The 14,530-nt window shown below is 68.2% G+C and carries 14 protein-coding genes; 10 read left to right on the forward strand and 4 right to left on the reverse strand.

Going from position 1 to position 14,530, the window contains the following annotated elements:
- Positions 1–27 precede the first annotated feature (27 nt).
- Genes QFZ29_RS02540 through QFZ29_RS02555 form a run of 4 tightly spaced genes read left to right on the forward strand, consistent with a single transcriptional unit; the run spans position 28 to position 4,335 of the window.
- Entirely contained in the window at positions 28–909 is an 882-nt protein-coding gene (locus QFZ29_RS02540; RefSeq protein ID WP_306896577.1) for a carbohydrate ABC transporter permease, read from the forward strand.
- Positions 906–1,835: a carbohydrate ABC transporter permease gene (locus QFZ29_RS02545; protein ID WP_373426174.1), complete on the forward strand. Its 930-nt coding sequence runs from the start codon at positions 906–908 to the stop codon at positions 1,833–1,835. The genes QFZ29_RS02540 and QFZ29_RS02545 overlap by 4 nt, the downstream gene beginning before the upstream one ends.
- Positions 1,832–2,851: a LacI family DNA-binding transcriptional regulator gene (locus QFZ29_RS02550; protein ID WP_306892679.1), complete on the forward strand. Its 1,020-nt coding sequence runs from the start codon at positions 1,832–1,834 to the stop codon at positions 2,849–2,851. The genes QFZ29_RS02545 and QFZ29_RS02550 overlap by 4 nt, the downstream gene beginning before the upstream one ends.
- An 8-nt stretch (positions 2,852–2,859) precedes the next feature.
- Positions 2,860–4,335, forward strand: a complete 1,476-nt coding sequence (locus QFZ29_RS02555) for a glycoside hydrolase family 32 protein (RefSeq protein WP_306892680.1) — start codon at positions 2,860–2,862, stop codon at positions 4,333–4,335.
- A gap of 78 nt (positions 4,336–4,413) precedes the next feature.
- On the opposite strand, the gene QFZ29_RS02560 is transcribed toward QFZ29_RS02555, so the two are convergent.
- A complete protein-coding gene (locus QFZ29_RS02560; protein ID WP_306892681.1) occupies positions 4,414–5,271 on the reverse strand; it encodes a haloalkane dehalogenase in 858 nt (285 codons plus the stop codon).
- On the opposite strand from QFZ29_RS02560, the gene QFZ29_RS02565 reads away from it, so the two are divergent.
- On the forward strand, positions 5,194–5,811 hold the full coding sequence (locus QFZ29_RS02565; RefSeq protein WP_306892682.1) for a MarR family winged helix-turn-helix transcriptional regulator: 618 nt from the start codon (positions 5,194–5,196) through the stop codon (positions 5,809–5,811). The genes QFZ29_RS02560 and QFZ29_RS02565 overlap by 78 nt on opposite strands.
- Positions 5,812–5,909: 98 nt before the next feature.
- Here QFZ29_RS02565 and QFZ29_RS02570 read toward each other — a convergent pair whose 3' ends face one another.
- Positions 5,910–6,563: a TetR/AcrR family transcriptional regulator gene (locus tag QFZ29_RS02570; protein ID WP_306892684.1), complete on the reverse strand. Its 654-nt coding sequence runs from the start codon at positions 6,561–6,563 to the stop codon at positions 5,910–5,912.
- A gap of 174 nt (positions 6,564–6,737) precedes the next feature.
- Here QFZ29_RS02570 and QFZ29_RS02575 point away from each other — a divergent pair, with 174 nt between their 5' ends.
- A complete protein-coding gene (locus QFZ29_RS02575) occupies positions 6,738–7,400 on the forward strand; it encodes a DUF4386 domain-containing protein (protein ID WP_306892685.1) in 663 nt (220 codons plus the stop codon).
- Positions 7,397–8,302 (forward strand): oxidoreductase, encoded by a 906-nt coding sequence (locus tag QFZ29_RS02580; protein ID WP_306892686.1) that lies wholly within the window; start codon positions 7,397–7,399, stop codon positions 8,300–8,302. The genes QFZ29_RS02575 and QFZ29_RS02580 overlap by 4 nt, the downstream gene beginning before the upstream one ends.
- A 77-nt stretch (positions 8,303–8,379) precedes the next feature.
- Here QFZ29_RS02580 and QFZ29_RS02585 read toward each other — a convergent pair whose 3' ends face one another.
- Positions 8,380–9,825 carry an HNH endonuclease signature motif containing protein gene (locus tag QFZ29_RS02585; RefSeq protein WP_306892687.1) on the reverse strand — a complete coding sequence of 482 codons (1,446 nt, stop codon included), beginning with the start codon at positions 9,823–9,825 and terminating at the stop codon, positions 8,380–8,382.
- 179 nt (positions 9,826–10,004) lie between these two features.
- Positions 10,005–11,246, reverse strand: coding sequence for a serine hydrolase domain-containing protein (locus QFZ29_RS02590; protein WP_306892688.1), 1,242 nt, complete (start codon positions 11,244–11,246; stop codon positions 10,005–10,007).
- 365 nt (positions 11,247–11,611) lie between these two features.
- Here QFZ29_RS02590 and QFZ29_RS02595 point away from each other — a divergent pair, with 365 nt between their 5' ends.
- From QFZ29_RS02595 to QFZ29_RS02605, 3 genes are all read left to right on the forward strand, one after another.
- A complete protein-coding gene (locus QFZ29_RS02595) occupies positions 11,612–11,815 on the forward strand; it encodes a ribbon-helix-helix protein, CopG family (protein ID WP_306892689.1) in 204 nt (67 codons plus the stop codon).
- The gene (locus QFZ29_RS02600; RefSeq protein ID WP_306892690.1) at positions 11,812–12,195 is read left to right on the forward strand and encodes a type II toxin-antitoxin system death-on-curing family toxin; all 384 of its coding nucleotides are present in this window, start codon (positions 11,812–11,814) and stop codon (positions 12,193–12,195) included. The genes QFZ29_RS02595 and QFZ29_RS02600 overlap by 4 nt, the downstream gene beginning before the upstream one ends.
- Positions 12,196–12,398: 203 nt before the next feature.
- Positions 12,399–14,468 (forward strand): VWA domain-containing protein, encoded by a 2,070-nt coding sequence (locus tag QFZ29_RS02605; protein ID WP_306892692.1) that lies wholly within the window; start codon positions 12,399–12,401, stop codon positions 14,466–14,468.
- Positions 14,469–14,530: the final 62 nt, after the last annotated feature.

Genomic DNA, 14,530 nt, shown 5'->3' on the forward strand with positions numbered 1-14,530 from the left:
CCGAGGCCGAGGCCGATGTCGACGTCGATGCTTCCGCGTCGCTCACGCCTGTCGGTGGCGGTGTTCCTCCTTCCTCCGCTGCTGCTCTACGGCGTGGCGGTGCTGCTGCCCATCGTGCAGTCGTTGTTCCTGAGCCTGTTCCGCTGGGACGGCATCACCGACATGGCCTTCGTCGGAATCGACAACTACGTCAAGATGCTCACGCGCGACGACGTCTTCTGGACGGCGTTCGGCAACGCGCTCGCCTATCTCGCGATCTGCCTCGTGCTCCAGCTCGGCGGTGCGCTGGTCGTCGCGAGCCTGCTCACGGCGCTCCCCAGGGCTCGCGAGCTCGTGAAGACGATCTACCTGCTCCCGGCCGTCATCTCGACCGTCGCGATCGCCATCCTGTTCCAGCGGATCTACTCGCTCGAACCCGTCGGCCTGCTGAACCAGGTCCTCGCGTGGGTCGGGTTGGAAGGCCTGCAGAACGCGTGGCTCTCCGATGTGCAGACCGTGCTCACCGCAGTGTCGATCCCCGAGGGATGGCGCTTCACCGGGCTCTACATGCTCATCATCTATGCCGCCCTCATCGCCGTGCCGCGCGAGCTCGAAGAGGCGGCGCGACTGGACGGTGCTTCGTGGTGGCAGGTGTTCTGGCGCATCCGCTTCCCCTACATCCGGCCGGTGTGGATCACGACCACGATCATGGCGACGACGTTCGCCCTGCGCGGCTTCGACATTCCGTACCTGCTCACCAATGGCGGGCCAGGGCAGGCCTCTGAGCTGCTCACGACCTACATGTACAAGACGGCGTTCGTGCACACCGACTACGGCTACGCCAGTGCGATCTCCGTCTTCATCGTGGTCGAGTGTCTCGTCGCGGTCGGCCTCATCTTCCTGCTCCTTCGTCGAAGGGATGACTCATGACCGCCCCCGTGCTCACTCCGGCCGCGCCGCGGCAGTCGGAGCCGCAGCCACCTCACCCGGCTCGGCCAGCCCGGCGCCGGACGCCTTCGCTCTCGCCCCGACTCCGCATGCAGCGCTCGCTCCTGACCGTGACGATCGTGCTCATCGTGATCGTGCAGGTGTATCCGCTCGCGTGGCTCTTCCTCACGAGCTTCCGCACGGCAGCCGATTTCGCCGGCGGAAACCCGTTCGCGCTGCCCTCCGAGTGGACGCTCGACAACTACGCGCGTGCGTTCGACACGGGCAACCTCGGGCTGAACATCGTCAACAGCCTCGTCGTCACGCTCGGCTCGAGCGTGTTCATCGTGCTCGCGGGCATGATGGCCGCCTACGCGTTGCGGGTGCTCGGGTTCCGGTTCAGCGGCCTCGTGAAGGCGCTGTTCCTGCTCGGCATCATCGTGCCGGTGCAGATCGCGCTCGTGCCGCTCTTCATCGACTACTCGCAGATCGGGCTGCTCGACACGCACCTGTCGATGATCATTCCGCTCGCCGCGTTCGCACTGCCGATGGCGATCTACCTGTTCTCGTCGTTCTATGAATACATCCCGCGTGAGATGTACGAGGCCGCGTCGATCGACGGTGCCGGCCCGTACCGGATCTTCGGCCAGATCACATTCCCGCTGTCGGCCAATACGATCATCACGGTCGTGCTCGTGAACAGCATCTTCATCTGGAACGATTTCATCTTCGCGAACACCTTCGTGCTCTCGGATGGGCTCAAGACGATCCCGCTCGGCCTGCAAAACTACATCGGAGCGATGGGCAACACCGACTGGACAGCGACGTTCGCAGCCGTCTGCGTGACGGTGACGCCGCTGCTCCTGGTCTTCCTCGTCTTGAACAAGGCGATGATCAGCGGACTCGAGAGTGGAGCAACCAAGGGATGAGCACCTCGGAGCACGGCAGACACGGCCCGGCCGTCACGATGCGCGACGTCGCCAAGGTCGCCGGTGTGTCGGTGGCCACGGTTTCGCACGTCGTGAACGACAAGCCGGGTGCCCGCATCGGCGACGACGCCAGGCGCAGGGTGCAAGAGGCGGTGATCGAACTCGGCTACCGGCCGAACGCGCTCGCGAAGACGCTCTCGCAGGGCACGTCGCGCTTCATCGGTCTCGTCGCGGATGCGATCGCCACGACCCCGTTCGCCGGCCAGATCATCCATGGTGCACAGGACGAGGCGTGGAAGCACGGCTACGTACTGCTCGTCGCCAACACCGACGGCAACCTGGCGGCCGAGAACGAGGCGATCGCGATGATGCTCGAACACCAGGTGCACGGCATCCTCTACTCGACCTGGTTCCACCGGGAGATCCAGGTGCCCGAGGCGCTGCACCAGACCGACACGGTGCTCGTCGACTGCTTCGCCGAGGGCAGCGGGCTGCCCGCGGTCGTGCCCGACGAGGAGCAGGGCGGCCGCACCGCGACCGAGGAGTTGCTCGCTGCGGGCCATCGCAGGATCGCGTTCATCAATACGACGACGCCGTCGCCGGCGCAGAGCGGACGACTGGCCGGGTATCGCGCTGCGCTCGAGGCGGCGGATGTCGCCTACGACGAGTCGCTCGTCTTCCCCGCGACGCCCGAGCAGGAGGGTGGCTACGCGGCGACCGCCGACATCCTCGAATCGAAGGCGACGGCGGTGTTCTGCCACAACGATCGCGTGGCGATGGGCCTCTACGACGGGCTGCGCGAGCACGGGTTGCGCATTCCCGACGATATCGCCGTGATGGGATTCGACAACCAGGACGTCATCGCCGCCCACTTGCGCCCGCCGCTCTCGACGGTCGCGCTGCCCCACTACGAGCTCGGGGTCGCGGGCGTGCGGCTGCTGCTCGGCCTCGAACCCGGCCCCAGTGCCGGTCCGCAGCTGGTCGCCTGCCCGCCCATCAGACGGCACTCGATCTAGGACACGAGATGCACGACATGCACGCCATGACCGGCCGAGTGCCGAGACCTGCATTCCACTTCACGCCGCAGCGCAACTGGATGAACGACCCCAACGGGCTCGTCTACGACCGCGGCCTCTGGCACCTCTACTTCCAGTACAACCCCGAGAGTGCGGAGTGGGGCAACATGAGCTGGGGCCACGCGACCAGCGCCGATCTACAGCACTGGACCGAGCATCCCGTGGCGCTGCCGTATCGCGATGGCGAGCAGATCTTCTCGGGCTCCATCGTCGCCTCGCCGGCCGCCGACGAGACGCTGCTGACCGCGTACTACACGAGCGCCTACGACGACGACCATCAGGCGCAGTCGATGGCGACCAGCCGCGACGGCGGCTACACGTGGGAGCCCGACGCCGGAAACCCGGTGCTCGACCGCGGCACGAGCGCCTTCCGCGACCCGAAGATCATCAGGTACAGCGATGGCACAGGCGGCTCCCGTTGGATCCTGCTCGCCGTCGAGGCCGACGACCGCCAGGTGCTGTTCTACTCGTCGCGCGACCTTCGCACTTGGGAGTATCTGAGCTCGTTCGGTCCACTCGGCGACACGGGCGTCGTGTGGGAATGCCCCGACCTCGTCTCGCTCGCGATCGACGGTGACCCGAATCGGCTTCGGTGGGTGCTGCTGCTCAGTGCGAACCCCGTCGGCGACGACGCGAACCCCGACGGCTCGTCGATGAGTTACGTCGTCGGGCAGTTCGACGGCGTCACCTTCACAGCGGATGCCGCGGAGCTGGTGCGACTCGATCACGGACGCGATTTCTACGCCGGCGTCACCTTCGACAGTGCGCCCGACGGCGAAGCGGTCATGCTCGGCTGGCTGAGCAACTGGCGCTATGCCGGGGTGTTCCCCTCGGCTCCGTGGCGGGGTGCGATGTCGCTGCCGCGGCGGTTGTCGCTGCGCACCGTCGGGGGAGCACCCCGCCTCGTGCAGCAGCCGCCGAGCTTCGTTGACGAGCACCTTGCGGCCGCGGCATCCTCGACCGTCTTCGGCGCAGCCCGGCCGTTCGACTTCACGTTGAGCGGCCACTTGCTGATCGAGCTGGAATGGGAGCCCGAGTCCACCGGAACGCTTCGGCTGCAGCTGCGGGGCGACGCCGATGCGCTCGTCGAGCTCGAGCACGACTCGCTCTCGAACGTGCTGCGTATCACGCGGGGCGGCCGTGCCATGGAGGCCGTGCACCCCGACTTCTCGTCGACGAGCACCGTCGAACTCGGGGGTGACGGTGACCGCTCGGTGCGACTGCTGCTGAGCCTCGACGGCCCACTGCTCGAGGTGTTCGCCAACGACGGCGAAGCGACGGCTTCGAACCTCGTGGTGCTCGGCGCCGGCCCCGTCGAGGCGATTCTCGACACCGAGCGTGACGGTCCGATCTCGGTGACCGTCGCCGACGTACGCGCCGCGGAAGGACGTGCACTCGCGTCACTCGCCGGCGCACTCGGCTGATCTCCGGCATCCAACCACCGCCGCTCGACCTCGGCGGGCGCACCGTCGCGCCCGCGAGACAGGAAAGGAATGACCACCTCAGCGCAACCGGTGCCGATCTGCCCAGCGCCCGATTGCGGCGGCGATTGCGTCCGGCCGATCCTCCTGCGCGTGATGACCGGCGAGTCCGCCGTCGGTGATCTCGAGCGAGGCGATCGAGGCGGCACACCATTCCGTCATTGCGTCATCGATGAGCAGGGTCGGCGAGCCCGAGAACTTCAGCAGCAGCTTCGGCACCGAGGCGCTCGTCGCAAGCCATCGATCGTAGGCCTCGATGCGTTCGACGAGACCTGCTGGTTCGCCGCCGAGCGGCATCTGCCGCGCCCACGCGAGCACGGGTGCGCGACTTTCGGGGGTGGGGAACGGCGCAAGGTACGCGTCGAGCTCGGCGCCGACGACCGGCGTCAGCACGCCGCCGGCGAATGCTTGACGGATGAATGCGTCCGTGGTGAGCACGCGTTCCTCGCCCAGGCCCGGTGTGCGCACCGACTCGGAGCGGGCTTGCGCCTGCGGTGACAGGTCGCTCCACTCCATCGGTTTCACGATGCTTTCGAAGAAAGCAACGCCGAGTACACGGTCCGGATGCCGCGTGGCCCAGTCGAACCCGAGCGCACCGCCCCAGTCGTGGCCCACGAGCACGGCCTGTCCTACGCCGACGGCGTCGAACCATTCGTCGAGGTACCGCGCGTGGTCGGCGAAGAGGTACGCGAGATCGGGCTTGCCGGATCGGCCCATGCCGATGAGGTCGGGCGCGAGCACGTGCCCGTCTCCGAAGCGATCGATGACGTTGCGCCACTGGTGTGAGGATCCGGGGTTGCCGTGAAGGAACACGAATGTCGCACCCTCGCCGTGCTCTTCGAAATGCATGGTGGAGTCGAGTATCGGGATGGAGGGCATGCTCGTCGCTTTCTGCTTATCTACATCAGTAATGTTGGCCACGCCAACGGTATGCGAAAAACGTTGGCCGTGTCAATGAATTGGTATGCTGGCTCGATGGCCGAAGAACTCGCTCCTCGTTTCGCGCTGAGGGCCACGTGGAGGCTCTCTACGGTCGCGCAGCGTTCGCACCAGTTGCTCGCGGGCGCGTTCGCAGAGCGCGGCCGGCGCGGCTACGACTATCGTGTGCTCGCTGCGCTCGCCCATTTCGGTGAACTCCATCAGGCGGCGATCGGCCGGCATACCGGCCTTGATCCGAGTGACGTGACCCAGACTGTTCGCGATCTCGAGGCGGCTGGAGACCTCACCCGGCGACCGAGCAGCGAAGACCGACGCCGTATGGTGATCGCGATCACCCCAGCCGGCACTCGCACCCTCGACTACCTGGATTCAGCGATCGACCGGGCTGAGACTGCCCTGCTGGCGCCCTTGAGCGACGCCCAACGCGAGCGACTCCTCGAGTGTCTGGAGGTGTTGGCAGAGGCGTACGATCCAGATTGACGGCGCTCGCCGGCGAGCCAGCTCCGCGGGGCTCCGGTGCGGGAGTGGGTCATGAAACTGAGCCGAGGCGGCAGCGGATGTCACGTGCTCTGGCTTGCTCACGCGTCGGCTGCCTTGACCTCCTGGCGATGCACCTTCTCGATGCCGTCGAGGATCAGCTCGAGCCCGAACCCGAACTCGTTGCCGTAGGCGTAGCCGGGCTGGAGAATGAGCGTCACCGCCATCTCCGCCAGGTTCGGGAACGCGTTCGACATCATCTCCTGCTGCGCCATGATGTCTTCGGTGGCGGCGCCGATGTCGCCCGACGCGTCGAGCGGCAGGGTCGCCTCCTGCATGGCGAACCCCTGCACGTAGCTGTCGAGCAACGACATCGCGTGGCCGACGAGGGGCATCGAGAATCCGGCAGCGCGAAGCACACCGATGGTCGCGTCGAGATGCCCGAGGGTCGCCGGGCCGGGCGACGTGCGTGCGTCGAGGTTGATGGCCCACGGATGCCGCGCCAGCACCGCGCGCGCCGACTCGGCGCGCTCGAGCATGGCCGTCCTCCATCCGACGCCGGGCCGGGGCACGGCCATTTCCGAGTACACGACGTCGAGCATCCCGTCGAGGATGTCGTTCTTCCCCTTCATGTGGTAGTACAGCGACATCGGCGTGATGCTCAGCTCGGTCGCGAGCTTGCGCATGCTGACGGACTCGATTCCGCCCGCATCGGCGAGTTCGACCGCTCGCCGCACTGCTCGCTCGCGCGTCACGGGTTCCCTGGTCGCTGCCGCCGTTTCACTTTGCGCGCCTGACACTTCGCCTCCGGTCTTCGGCCTATCGGCCATCCGTGATCATCCCGTCGACGAAACCATACACCGTATGGTAGCGTTCAATCAAATGACCATACGGTGTATGATTCGTCACTTTTTGAGATAGGTCACAGCATGAACACCACGCGAAACCCGGAACGGCTCGCAGCACGCTGGGTGGGGGTGCTCATGTTGAGCGCCTTCCTCCTCTACGGCATCGGGAGCATGCTCGCGACGAGTGCCGCCGCTGCCGTTGCTGCCGCTCCCGACTCCGCCGGCGGAGACCCCCTCTTGGCCACCGGCGCGGTGATGATGCTGCTCAACTCGGCCGCCGTCATCGCCATCGGCGTGCTCATGCTGCCGATCCTTCGGCCGCGCACCCCGATCATCGCGGTCGGATACCTCGCCACCCGCATCTTCGAGGGCGTGGTGCTCGCCATCGGCGTCATCAGCCTGCTCACGCTGTCAGCGGGTGCCGTCGCGGGCGATTTCCTCGCCTACAACATCGCCATGGCCGGGCTCGGCACCGGCAGCCTCTTCTTCTGCGTCGCGCTGTTCCGGTCGCGCCTCGTTCCGCGCTTCCTCGCCGTGTGGGGCTTCGTCGGCTACGCGTCGTTCGCGCTCGGTTGCGTACTCGAACTCCTGGGGTTGGCCGGCGCCGGCCTCGTGTCGACCATCCCCGGCGGGCTCTTCGAGGTGTTCTTCGCGGTCTGGCTCATCGTCAAGGGCTTCAACCCCGTGGCGATCACGGCACCGATCACGCCCGTCGCCCTCCGCACGTTCGCGACGCAATCATGACCGCCACGACGGCGACCGGGCCGGCTTGGACGGCCGAGCGGATGCCGCGACTCGACGGCGCGACGATCATCGTCACCGGCGCGAACAGCGGCATCGGCCTCGAGGCCGTGCGCGCCTTCGCCCGACACGGAGCACACGTCGTGCTCGCCGTTCGCGACGAGCAGCGGGGCCGGGATGCCGCGGCGACCATCGAGGGATCCACTGAGGTTCGCCGGCTCGACCTGGCCGACCTCGCGTCGGTGCGGCGGTTCGCGGCCGACTGGACCGGCGACATCGACATCCTCGTCAACAATGCGGGCGTGCTGATGCCGCCATTCGGCCTCACGACCGACGGCTTCGAGCTGCACTTCGGCATCAACCACCTCGGCCACTTCGCGCTGACCAACCTCCTCCTCCCGCGCATCACGGGCCGCGTCGTGACTGTCGCCAGCGGCGAGCACCGAGCGGGCACGATCGACTTCGACGACCTGAACTTCACGACCCGGCGATACGGCTGGGGCTCGGCCGCCTACGGGCAATCGAAGCTCGCGAACCTGCTCTTCACGCTCGAACTGCAACGACGGCTGGATGCCTCGGGGTCGCACGTCTTGGCGACGGCTGCGCATCCCGGCATGGCCGCCACCAACCTGGGGTCGAGCTCGAAGAAGAACCTGATACTGAACGCGGTGGCGAAGATCGCCGTGCGCCTGTTCGCGCAAGACGCCACGAGCGGAGCCGCCCCCACGCTCTACGCGGCGACCGAGCCGATGCCCGGCGCCGGCTACGCAGGCCCCGGGGGCCGGCGAGAGATGACCGGGCCGCCGGTGCTCGTCGGCCGCTCCGACGAGGCCGCGGATGCCGCGACCGCCACACGACTCTGGGCCGCATCCGAAGAGCTCACCGGCATCGGCTATCCCCTGTAGCACGGCACCACTCATTCACGACCGCGCCGACCGCCCACAGCCACCGTCAGCGTTTGGGCGTACGCAGCCGAGCGGACTCACGCCGCCCGGTCTTCGCGCAGTTGGAATCGCGCCCGGCCGCCGAGTCGTGGTACCTGTGCCGGGTCGATGTGCGGTGGCGGGATGAACCACACCTCGCTCGTACTCGGGTGTATCTGCCAGCCGTCGCGGTGGATCATGTGGTGGCAGAAGCTGCAGAGCATGACTCCGTTCGAGAGGTCGGTCGGGCCGGTATCTCGTTCCCACCACGCGATGTGGTGGGCTTCGACGTAGGTGATGTTCTGGCCGCATGAGGCGCAGCCGCCGTCGCGCTCGCTGAGTGCGAGCCGTTGCGCTTTCGTGAACAGGCGGGCCGCGCGTCCGAGGTCGAGCGGGAGGCTGTCGCCGCCGAGCACCGCGGGCACGAGTTCGGCGTCGGCGGCCATGCGGCGGGCCGTGGCGGCTGAGATGGGCTGGTCGAGACCGTCGATGCGTGCGTGCCCGAGCTCGCTGACGAGCGTCTCGAGGTCGACGCGGACGACGACCGTGGTCTTCGCGAGCGGGGTGAGGGTCTGGGTGCAGCCGAGCGTGTGGCGGGCGAGCGCGGCGAGCGCGTCGGCCTGGATCTGCGGGATCGACCGTCGGTCGTCCACGACGGGAGCGTGATCGCCGTCGCCGGGCTCGCGCCGGCGTAGCACGTCGCTCACAAGGGCCTCGATTGCCGCCTTCAGCGGAGCGGCGCTCTCTGGATCGAGGCGCGCGTGCAGGTGCACGATGCCGCGGCCGTCTTCGCGCATCGTCAGCGACCGCTCCATGCGGAGCTCCTCTTCGCGGGGCTCGACGCCGTCGGGGTCGAGGCGCGCCTCCGCCTCCCGCACTCCGCGCGTGAGGATCTCGAGCGGCACCCGCGCTGCCAGATCGACGAGGGCTGCTTCGACGACGTCGACCCGGGACGTCTCGGCTCTCGCCGACGCGCGGTCGAGCATCGAGGTGATCGCTGATGCCGCCTCGATGCCGATCGTCGCCGCCTCGAGGGCAGCAGCGACGTGCGGATGCCGCGCGGGCATTCGCTCGCCACTGAAGGCCTGCCGCTCGGCGGTGGCGATGCCGACGGCGATCAGCCGCACCGCGTCGGCGCGCGATGCTCCGGTGGACGCGGCGATCAGCCGGGTCGGATTGTGGAATCCCTGCGCCTTCGCGAGCCCGGTCTCGCCGAATTCCGGGCCGGACCGTTTCGTCACCTCTGCGGCGACCATGGCGAGCGCGGCGTCGACATCGCGCCGGACCTTCGCGAGCGCATCCGTGACCTGCACGAGTCGGGCGTCGCTCATCTGTTGCACTTCGGCCTGCGCGGTCTCGCCGACCGCGCCCCAGGCCGGCATCGCACCCGCCCACGCCTCACGAAGCGCTGCCACATCGCGCTCGAGCGCAGCCAGCGCACGCGGCGCCGGCTGCGCCGGCTGCGCCGGCTGCGCCGGATGCGCGAATTGCGGGGGCTGTTCCATGCTTCGATCCTGCACCTACCCACCGACATTCGATCGCGCGCAGAAACCGCCGATGATCAGGAATTATGCCTGGATGAATCGCAGGAGTCGTGCCCTGTGGAGGACAAGTCGCAGCCCGAGGCATCCGTTCTCAGAAGCCAAGAAGCTCGCGCGCTTGGACAGCTCAGGCATGGTCTCCGTCATCCCCACGGCGCGGCGCACGGTTCGGTGGGCGACCCGCTGAGCGCCGAGCGGAGCAACGGCGCCAGTGCCTTCGGGATCTCCAATACTGCAGTGCCCGTGCCGCCGTCGCCGTTCCCGAGCATCGCGAAGACCGCCCCGGTCAACGGGTAGTACGCGACGTTCGTGCCGTACCCGGGTTCGGCGCCGGCGTGGGAGACGCTCGTGACGCAGCCGGTTGCGACGTCGACCTCGACACCCGCACCGAGGCCGTACCCTGCTCCGGTCTGTCCCGAAACCGGCGCGACATCCGCATATCGTGCAACTTGGAGCTCGGGGGTCACGCCTGCGCCCTCGCCGATGGCCTCGCCCCACGCATGCAGGTCGTCGAGGGTCGACACCATGCCGCCGCCCGCCCAGCTCTCGCCGTTCGACCAGTCGACGGTGTCGACGGGCTCGCCGAGTGCGGGGCAGAAGAGCGAATACCCGTGGGTCAACGGTGCGGTGACCTGTCCGTCGGGGGCGAACCTGCTGCGGTCCATGCCGAACGGCTCGGTGATGCGGTCGCGGATGAGCGTCGCGAGATCGGCACCGGTGACCTGCTCGAGGATGCCGCCGAGCAGGAAGTAGTTCGTGTTGGCGTACTCGAATCCCTCGCCCGGTGCGAAGTCCGCGCGCGGGGTCGCCGCGCCGGTGGCGATGAGTTCGTCGGGCGTTGGGATGGCGTACGGGTCGCTGCAGATGCGGTCGACCTGCGGCTGGCCGGATTCACCGATGCCGCTCGAGTGGTTCAGCAGCATCCGCACTGTGATGTTAGGTGCCTCGGGGAACTCGGGATACCACCGGTCGAGCGTGTCGTCGAGGCTGACGTCGAATTCGGGCTCGCCGATCACCTGCAGCATGACCGTGCCGACGATCGTCTTGGTGATGCTGCCGATCTTCTGCTGGTGGTCGCGGCCGATCGGCTCGCCGGTCTCGACATCGGCCAGGCCCCGCTCCGACACCCACTCGCCCTCGCCGGGGATCCACACCCCGACGATGACTCCCGGTATCCCGGATGCCGCGAACCCCTCGTCGAGTGCCGCTTCCAGCTGCGCGACCAATTCGGGGTCGAACGCGCCGCCGTTCGGAGTGGGCGTCTCGATGGCGGATGCCGCGGGCTGTGCACCACCGGGGGCAGGCCCGCCGGATGTGCCCCAGAACGTTGCGGCGATCACCCCGATCGCCGCGACGGCGACGACGGCCGCCGTCCAGAGGACCACACGGCGAATCGGCTTCCTGCCGCCTGGGCGCGCTCCCTCGGGTTCTGCAGCCGCTGCACGGGTGGGCGTCACGTCGCGCCCGACACCGTCATCATCGCGTGCCGTGTGGCTGGCGCATGGTGGATGCTACCGCGGCGTGCGCCGGTCCGTCGGAAACGGTGCGCCGGTCCGTCGAAACGCGTGGCCCCGGTCCGGGGGATGCACCGAGCCAACGCTCGGCTTCCATGTGTGCATGCTGCGGACCGCCGCTGACGCCCGCCAGCGCACTGTCAACTACCGTCGATCTGGACGCCGTGCAGGTACGGCTGTGGTATCACCTTGATACCTCGATGCTAGGATAGAGCATTCGACGAGAGGAGTCCGCTATGGCGATGACCCTGCGCCTCGACGAGCAGCATGATGAACTCCTCGAAGCGCTCGCCAAGCGCTTCGGGCGCTCCAAGACCGAGGTGGTCGAGATCGCGCTCGACGAGCTCGCCGGGCGCGAAGACAAGTCGGCTCGCACGCGCGCGGCGTTCGCGCGCGTCCGGGAGCGGGACGCCGGCCTGCTCGAGCGCCTCGCCCGGTGACGGAGTACCTCGAACCGTCCGATGTGGAAGCCCTGCTCGATGAGGAGGGCTTCCACTACAAGGACGGTACCCGCGGCCGGAATCTGCTCCTCACCGCGCTCGCCGCGCCGATGCCCGTCTTCGGCGAGGACGTCCATCCGTCGATCGAGGAGAAGTCCGCCGCCTTCCTCCTGGCGGCGAATCGCAACCACGCCCTCGCCGACGGCAACAAGCGCCTCGCGTGGTTCGTCACCGTCGCCTTCCTCGAGCTCAACGGCCATGACCTGGTGGTGACGGATGTCGCAGCGACCGACCTCTTCCTGCGAGCGGTCGCCGCTGGCGAAGTCGAGCTCGACGCGCTCGCGGAATGGATCGCCGGTCACCTCCGTCCATTGGCGTGACGTCCGCCTCACGCACTCGGCGCGCGGGCAGCGCATTCGGCGCGGCGTCACGAGTCAGTGGTCGCCCTGACCCTTCGGCTCCGAATGGAACTGCCCGCCATCCGTGTCGGTCCCTACGATGTGGATGCGCCGCTTCCAGCGCGTGCTGCTTCCCCCGGCGCGGTGCGATGACGGTCCGCCGTCACGAGAGAAGGGGAAGCGAAATGGGCATCGGAAGACTGGTCGGAGACCACTTCGACCTGATCGTGTCGATCCGGCATAATGCCGCCCAGGCGCGCGTCGACGAATGGGAGGAGTCGTTCGCGCAGGCGTCGCGTCTGCTGTGGGACGCCACCGACGGACAGCACCGGTTCGGCACGATCTACGTGTGCAACAACTCGACCGGCGGACGCAACGCGGACGCATGGCTGCTCGAACCCGAGGGTCGGTCCTCATCCGCGGTCGACGCGCTCGGCAACGAGACCGCGCACATGACCCTCTACGGGGATGAGCGCTTCAAGCCGTTCATCGTCGTGCACGAGTACGGGCACTACGGGTACGGGGTGTACGACGAGTACGCCGGGTCGGCCGGCGACGCCGAGTGCATCGGCGGCACCACCTCGGACGCCTGCATCATGGAGGCAGGCTGGGGCTCGGGCGACCGCTTCGGCAACTCCGGCACCGGCGGCACGCTCGTCACCGGGCGAGTGAGCGAGTTCTGCGTCGCCGGCAACCACGATCCCGACAGCGACGGGTACCAGGACGAGATCCACGGCGTCTCGTGCTGGCAGACGATCGTCGCGAACTACCCGGGCATGACGATCCCCGCGGGCACGCCGACCACGGCGGTGCCCGGCGGCGCAGGAGCGATCAACTGGGTCATCCTGGCACCCGAGCAGCGGTACGTGCTGGTCATCGACCGGTCGGGCAGCATGCAGGGCGACAAGATCCGTCAGGCGCGGATCGGCAGTGACTGGTGGGCCGACAATGCCCAGCTGAATGACCGGCTCGGGGTGGTGTCGTTCGCGAACTCGGCCCGCACCGACATCGGGCTGACGACGATCTCAGGCGACCCTGACCGCGACTCCGTCCAGAACGCGATCGGCACGATCGCCGCGGGCGGCCAGACCGCGATCGGCGACGGTCTCCGTCAGGCGCTCGACGAGATCCTCGCCGCGGGCCAGCGGGCGGCGACGCAGGTCGCCGTGCTCCTCACCGATGGACTGCACAACAGTGGCGAGGACCCGAACGCGGTACTCCCGGACCTCTCGGCGAACGGCGTGCGCGTTTACACCATCGGCGTCGGCCCCTCCATCGACAGCCCCTTGCTGCAGTCGATCGCGAGCTCGACCGGCGGCACCTTCTACCGCATCGACCCGTCGCTGTCGTCGGCAGACCAGGAGTTCCGCATCCGCACGGTACTGCAGGAGATCTCCGGCGTCGCCCGCGACAACGGCGGCGTCGTGACCACGCGGCCCGAGAAGCTCGGCGAGGAGAAGGTCGTCGAGCGGCGCGTGCTCATCGAGGAGGGCAGCGAGCTGGCGACGTTCGCCGTGACGTGGGACGGCGACCCGCGGGCGATCGACCTCGAACTCGAGGCGCCGGATGGCACGGTGATCAACCTGGGTGCTGTGCCGCCCGAGGCGCGCCCGATCGACACCGGCCGGCCATACACCGGCTTCCAGGTCGAGAAGCCCGTCCCGGGAGAATGGCTCGTGCGCATGCGGCCCGAGCGCGGGCAGGTCTCGCGCGGGCAGCTGTACGTGTTCAGCCAGAACACGCACATCGACGGCGGACTCTTCACCCCGGATGCGCGAGTCGCACCGGGCGATCCGATCCGGCTCTACCTGCAGACCTACTTCGACCAGCCGGTCGGCGGTGTGCAGGTCAGCGCGGCGGCGATCCTGCCGGACGGATCGACCGCACCCGTGCAGTTCGGCGACGACGGCGACCCGCTCACGGGTGACGCGGTCGCGAAGGACGGCACCTACTCGGCGGTCTTCGACGAGACGCACGACGCCGAAGGCGCGTACCGATTCCAGGTCACGGTGACGAGCGACGGCTCGTCCGTCTTCTACCCGGAGGCCGGCGAGAAGCGCGAGCCCGGCGACGCCGAGCCGACCGCGCCGATTCCGGCGTTCGAGCGGCGCTTCACGCTCACCGTCATGGTGGGCGAGGAGAAGATCGTCGAGCCCGAGCAGGAGGACGATCGCGAGCCCGAGTACCGCGAGCCGAAGCGCCGCGGGTCGAAGGAGAAGAAGGCGTCGCTGCGTCGCGACATCCGCTCTGCCTGATGATCGGGACGTGATCGCAACGTCGTGATCGCAACGTCGGGCCCCGTGTCACGCGGGGCCCG

Origin of the sequence: Agromyces albus (assembly GCF_030815405.1) — a bacterium.
Taxonomy (GTDB): Bacteria; Actinomycetota; Actinomycetes; order Actinomycetales; family Microbacteriaceae; genus Agromyces; species Agromyces albus_A.

What these genes read in the sequence shown, in the direction of transcription:
- QFZ29_RS02540 (WP_306896577.1), top strand. Translation starts at nt 28, where the DNA reads ATGCTTCCGCGTCGCTCACGCCTGTCGGTGGCGGTGTTCCTCCTTCCT.
- QFZ29_RS02545 (WP_373426174.1), top strand. Translation starts at nt 906, where the DNA reads ATGACCGCCCCCGTGCTCACTCCGGCCGCGCCGCGGCAGTCGGAGCCG.
- QFZ29_RS02550 (WP_306892679.1), top strand. Translation starts at nt 1,832, where the DNA reads ATGAGCACCTCGGAGCACGGCAGACACGGCCCGGCCGTCACGATGCGC.
- QFZ29_RS02555 (WP_306892680.1), top strand. Translation starts at nt 2,860, where the DNA reads ATGCACGACATGCACGCCATGACCGGCCGAGTGCCGAGACCTGCATTC.
- QFZ29_RS02560 (WP_306892681.1), bottom strand. Translation starts at nt 5,271, where the DNA reads ATGCCCTCCATCCCGATACTCGACTCCACCATGCATTTCGAAGAGCAC.
- QFZ29_RS02575 (WP_306892685.1), top strand. Translation starts at nt 6,738, where the DNA reads ATGAACACCACGCGAAACCCGGAACGGCTCGCAGCACGCTGGGTGGGG.
- QFZ29_RS02580 (WP_306892686.1), top strand. Translation starts at nt 7,397, where the DNA reads ATGACCGCCACGACGGCGACCGGGCCGGCTTGGACGGCCGAGCGGATG.
- QFZ29_RS02585 (WP_306892687.1), bottom strand. Translation starts at nt 9,825, where the DNA reads ATGGAACAGCCCCCGCAATTCGCGCATCCGGCGCAGCCGGCGCAGCCG.
- QFZ29_RS02595 (WP_306892689.1), top strand. Translation starts at nt 11,612, where the DNA reads ATGGCGATGACCCTGCGCCTCGACGAGCAGCATGATGAACTCCTCGAA.
- QFZ29_RS02605 (WP_306892692.1), top strand. Translation starts at nt 12,399, where the DNA reads ATGGGCATCGGAAGACTGGTCGGAGACCACTTCGACCTGATCGTGTCG.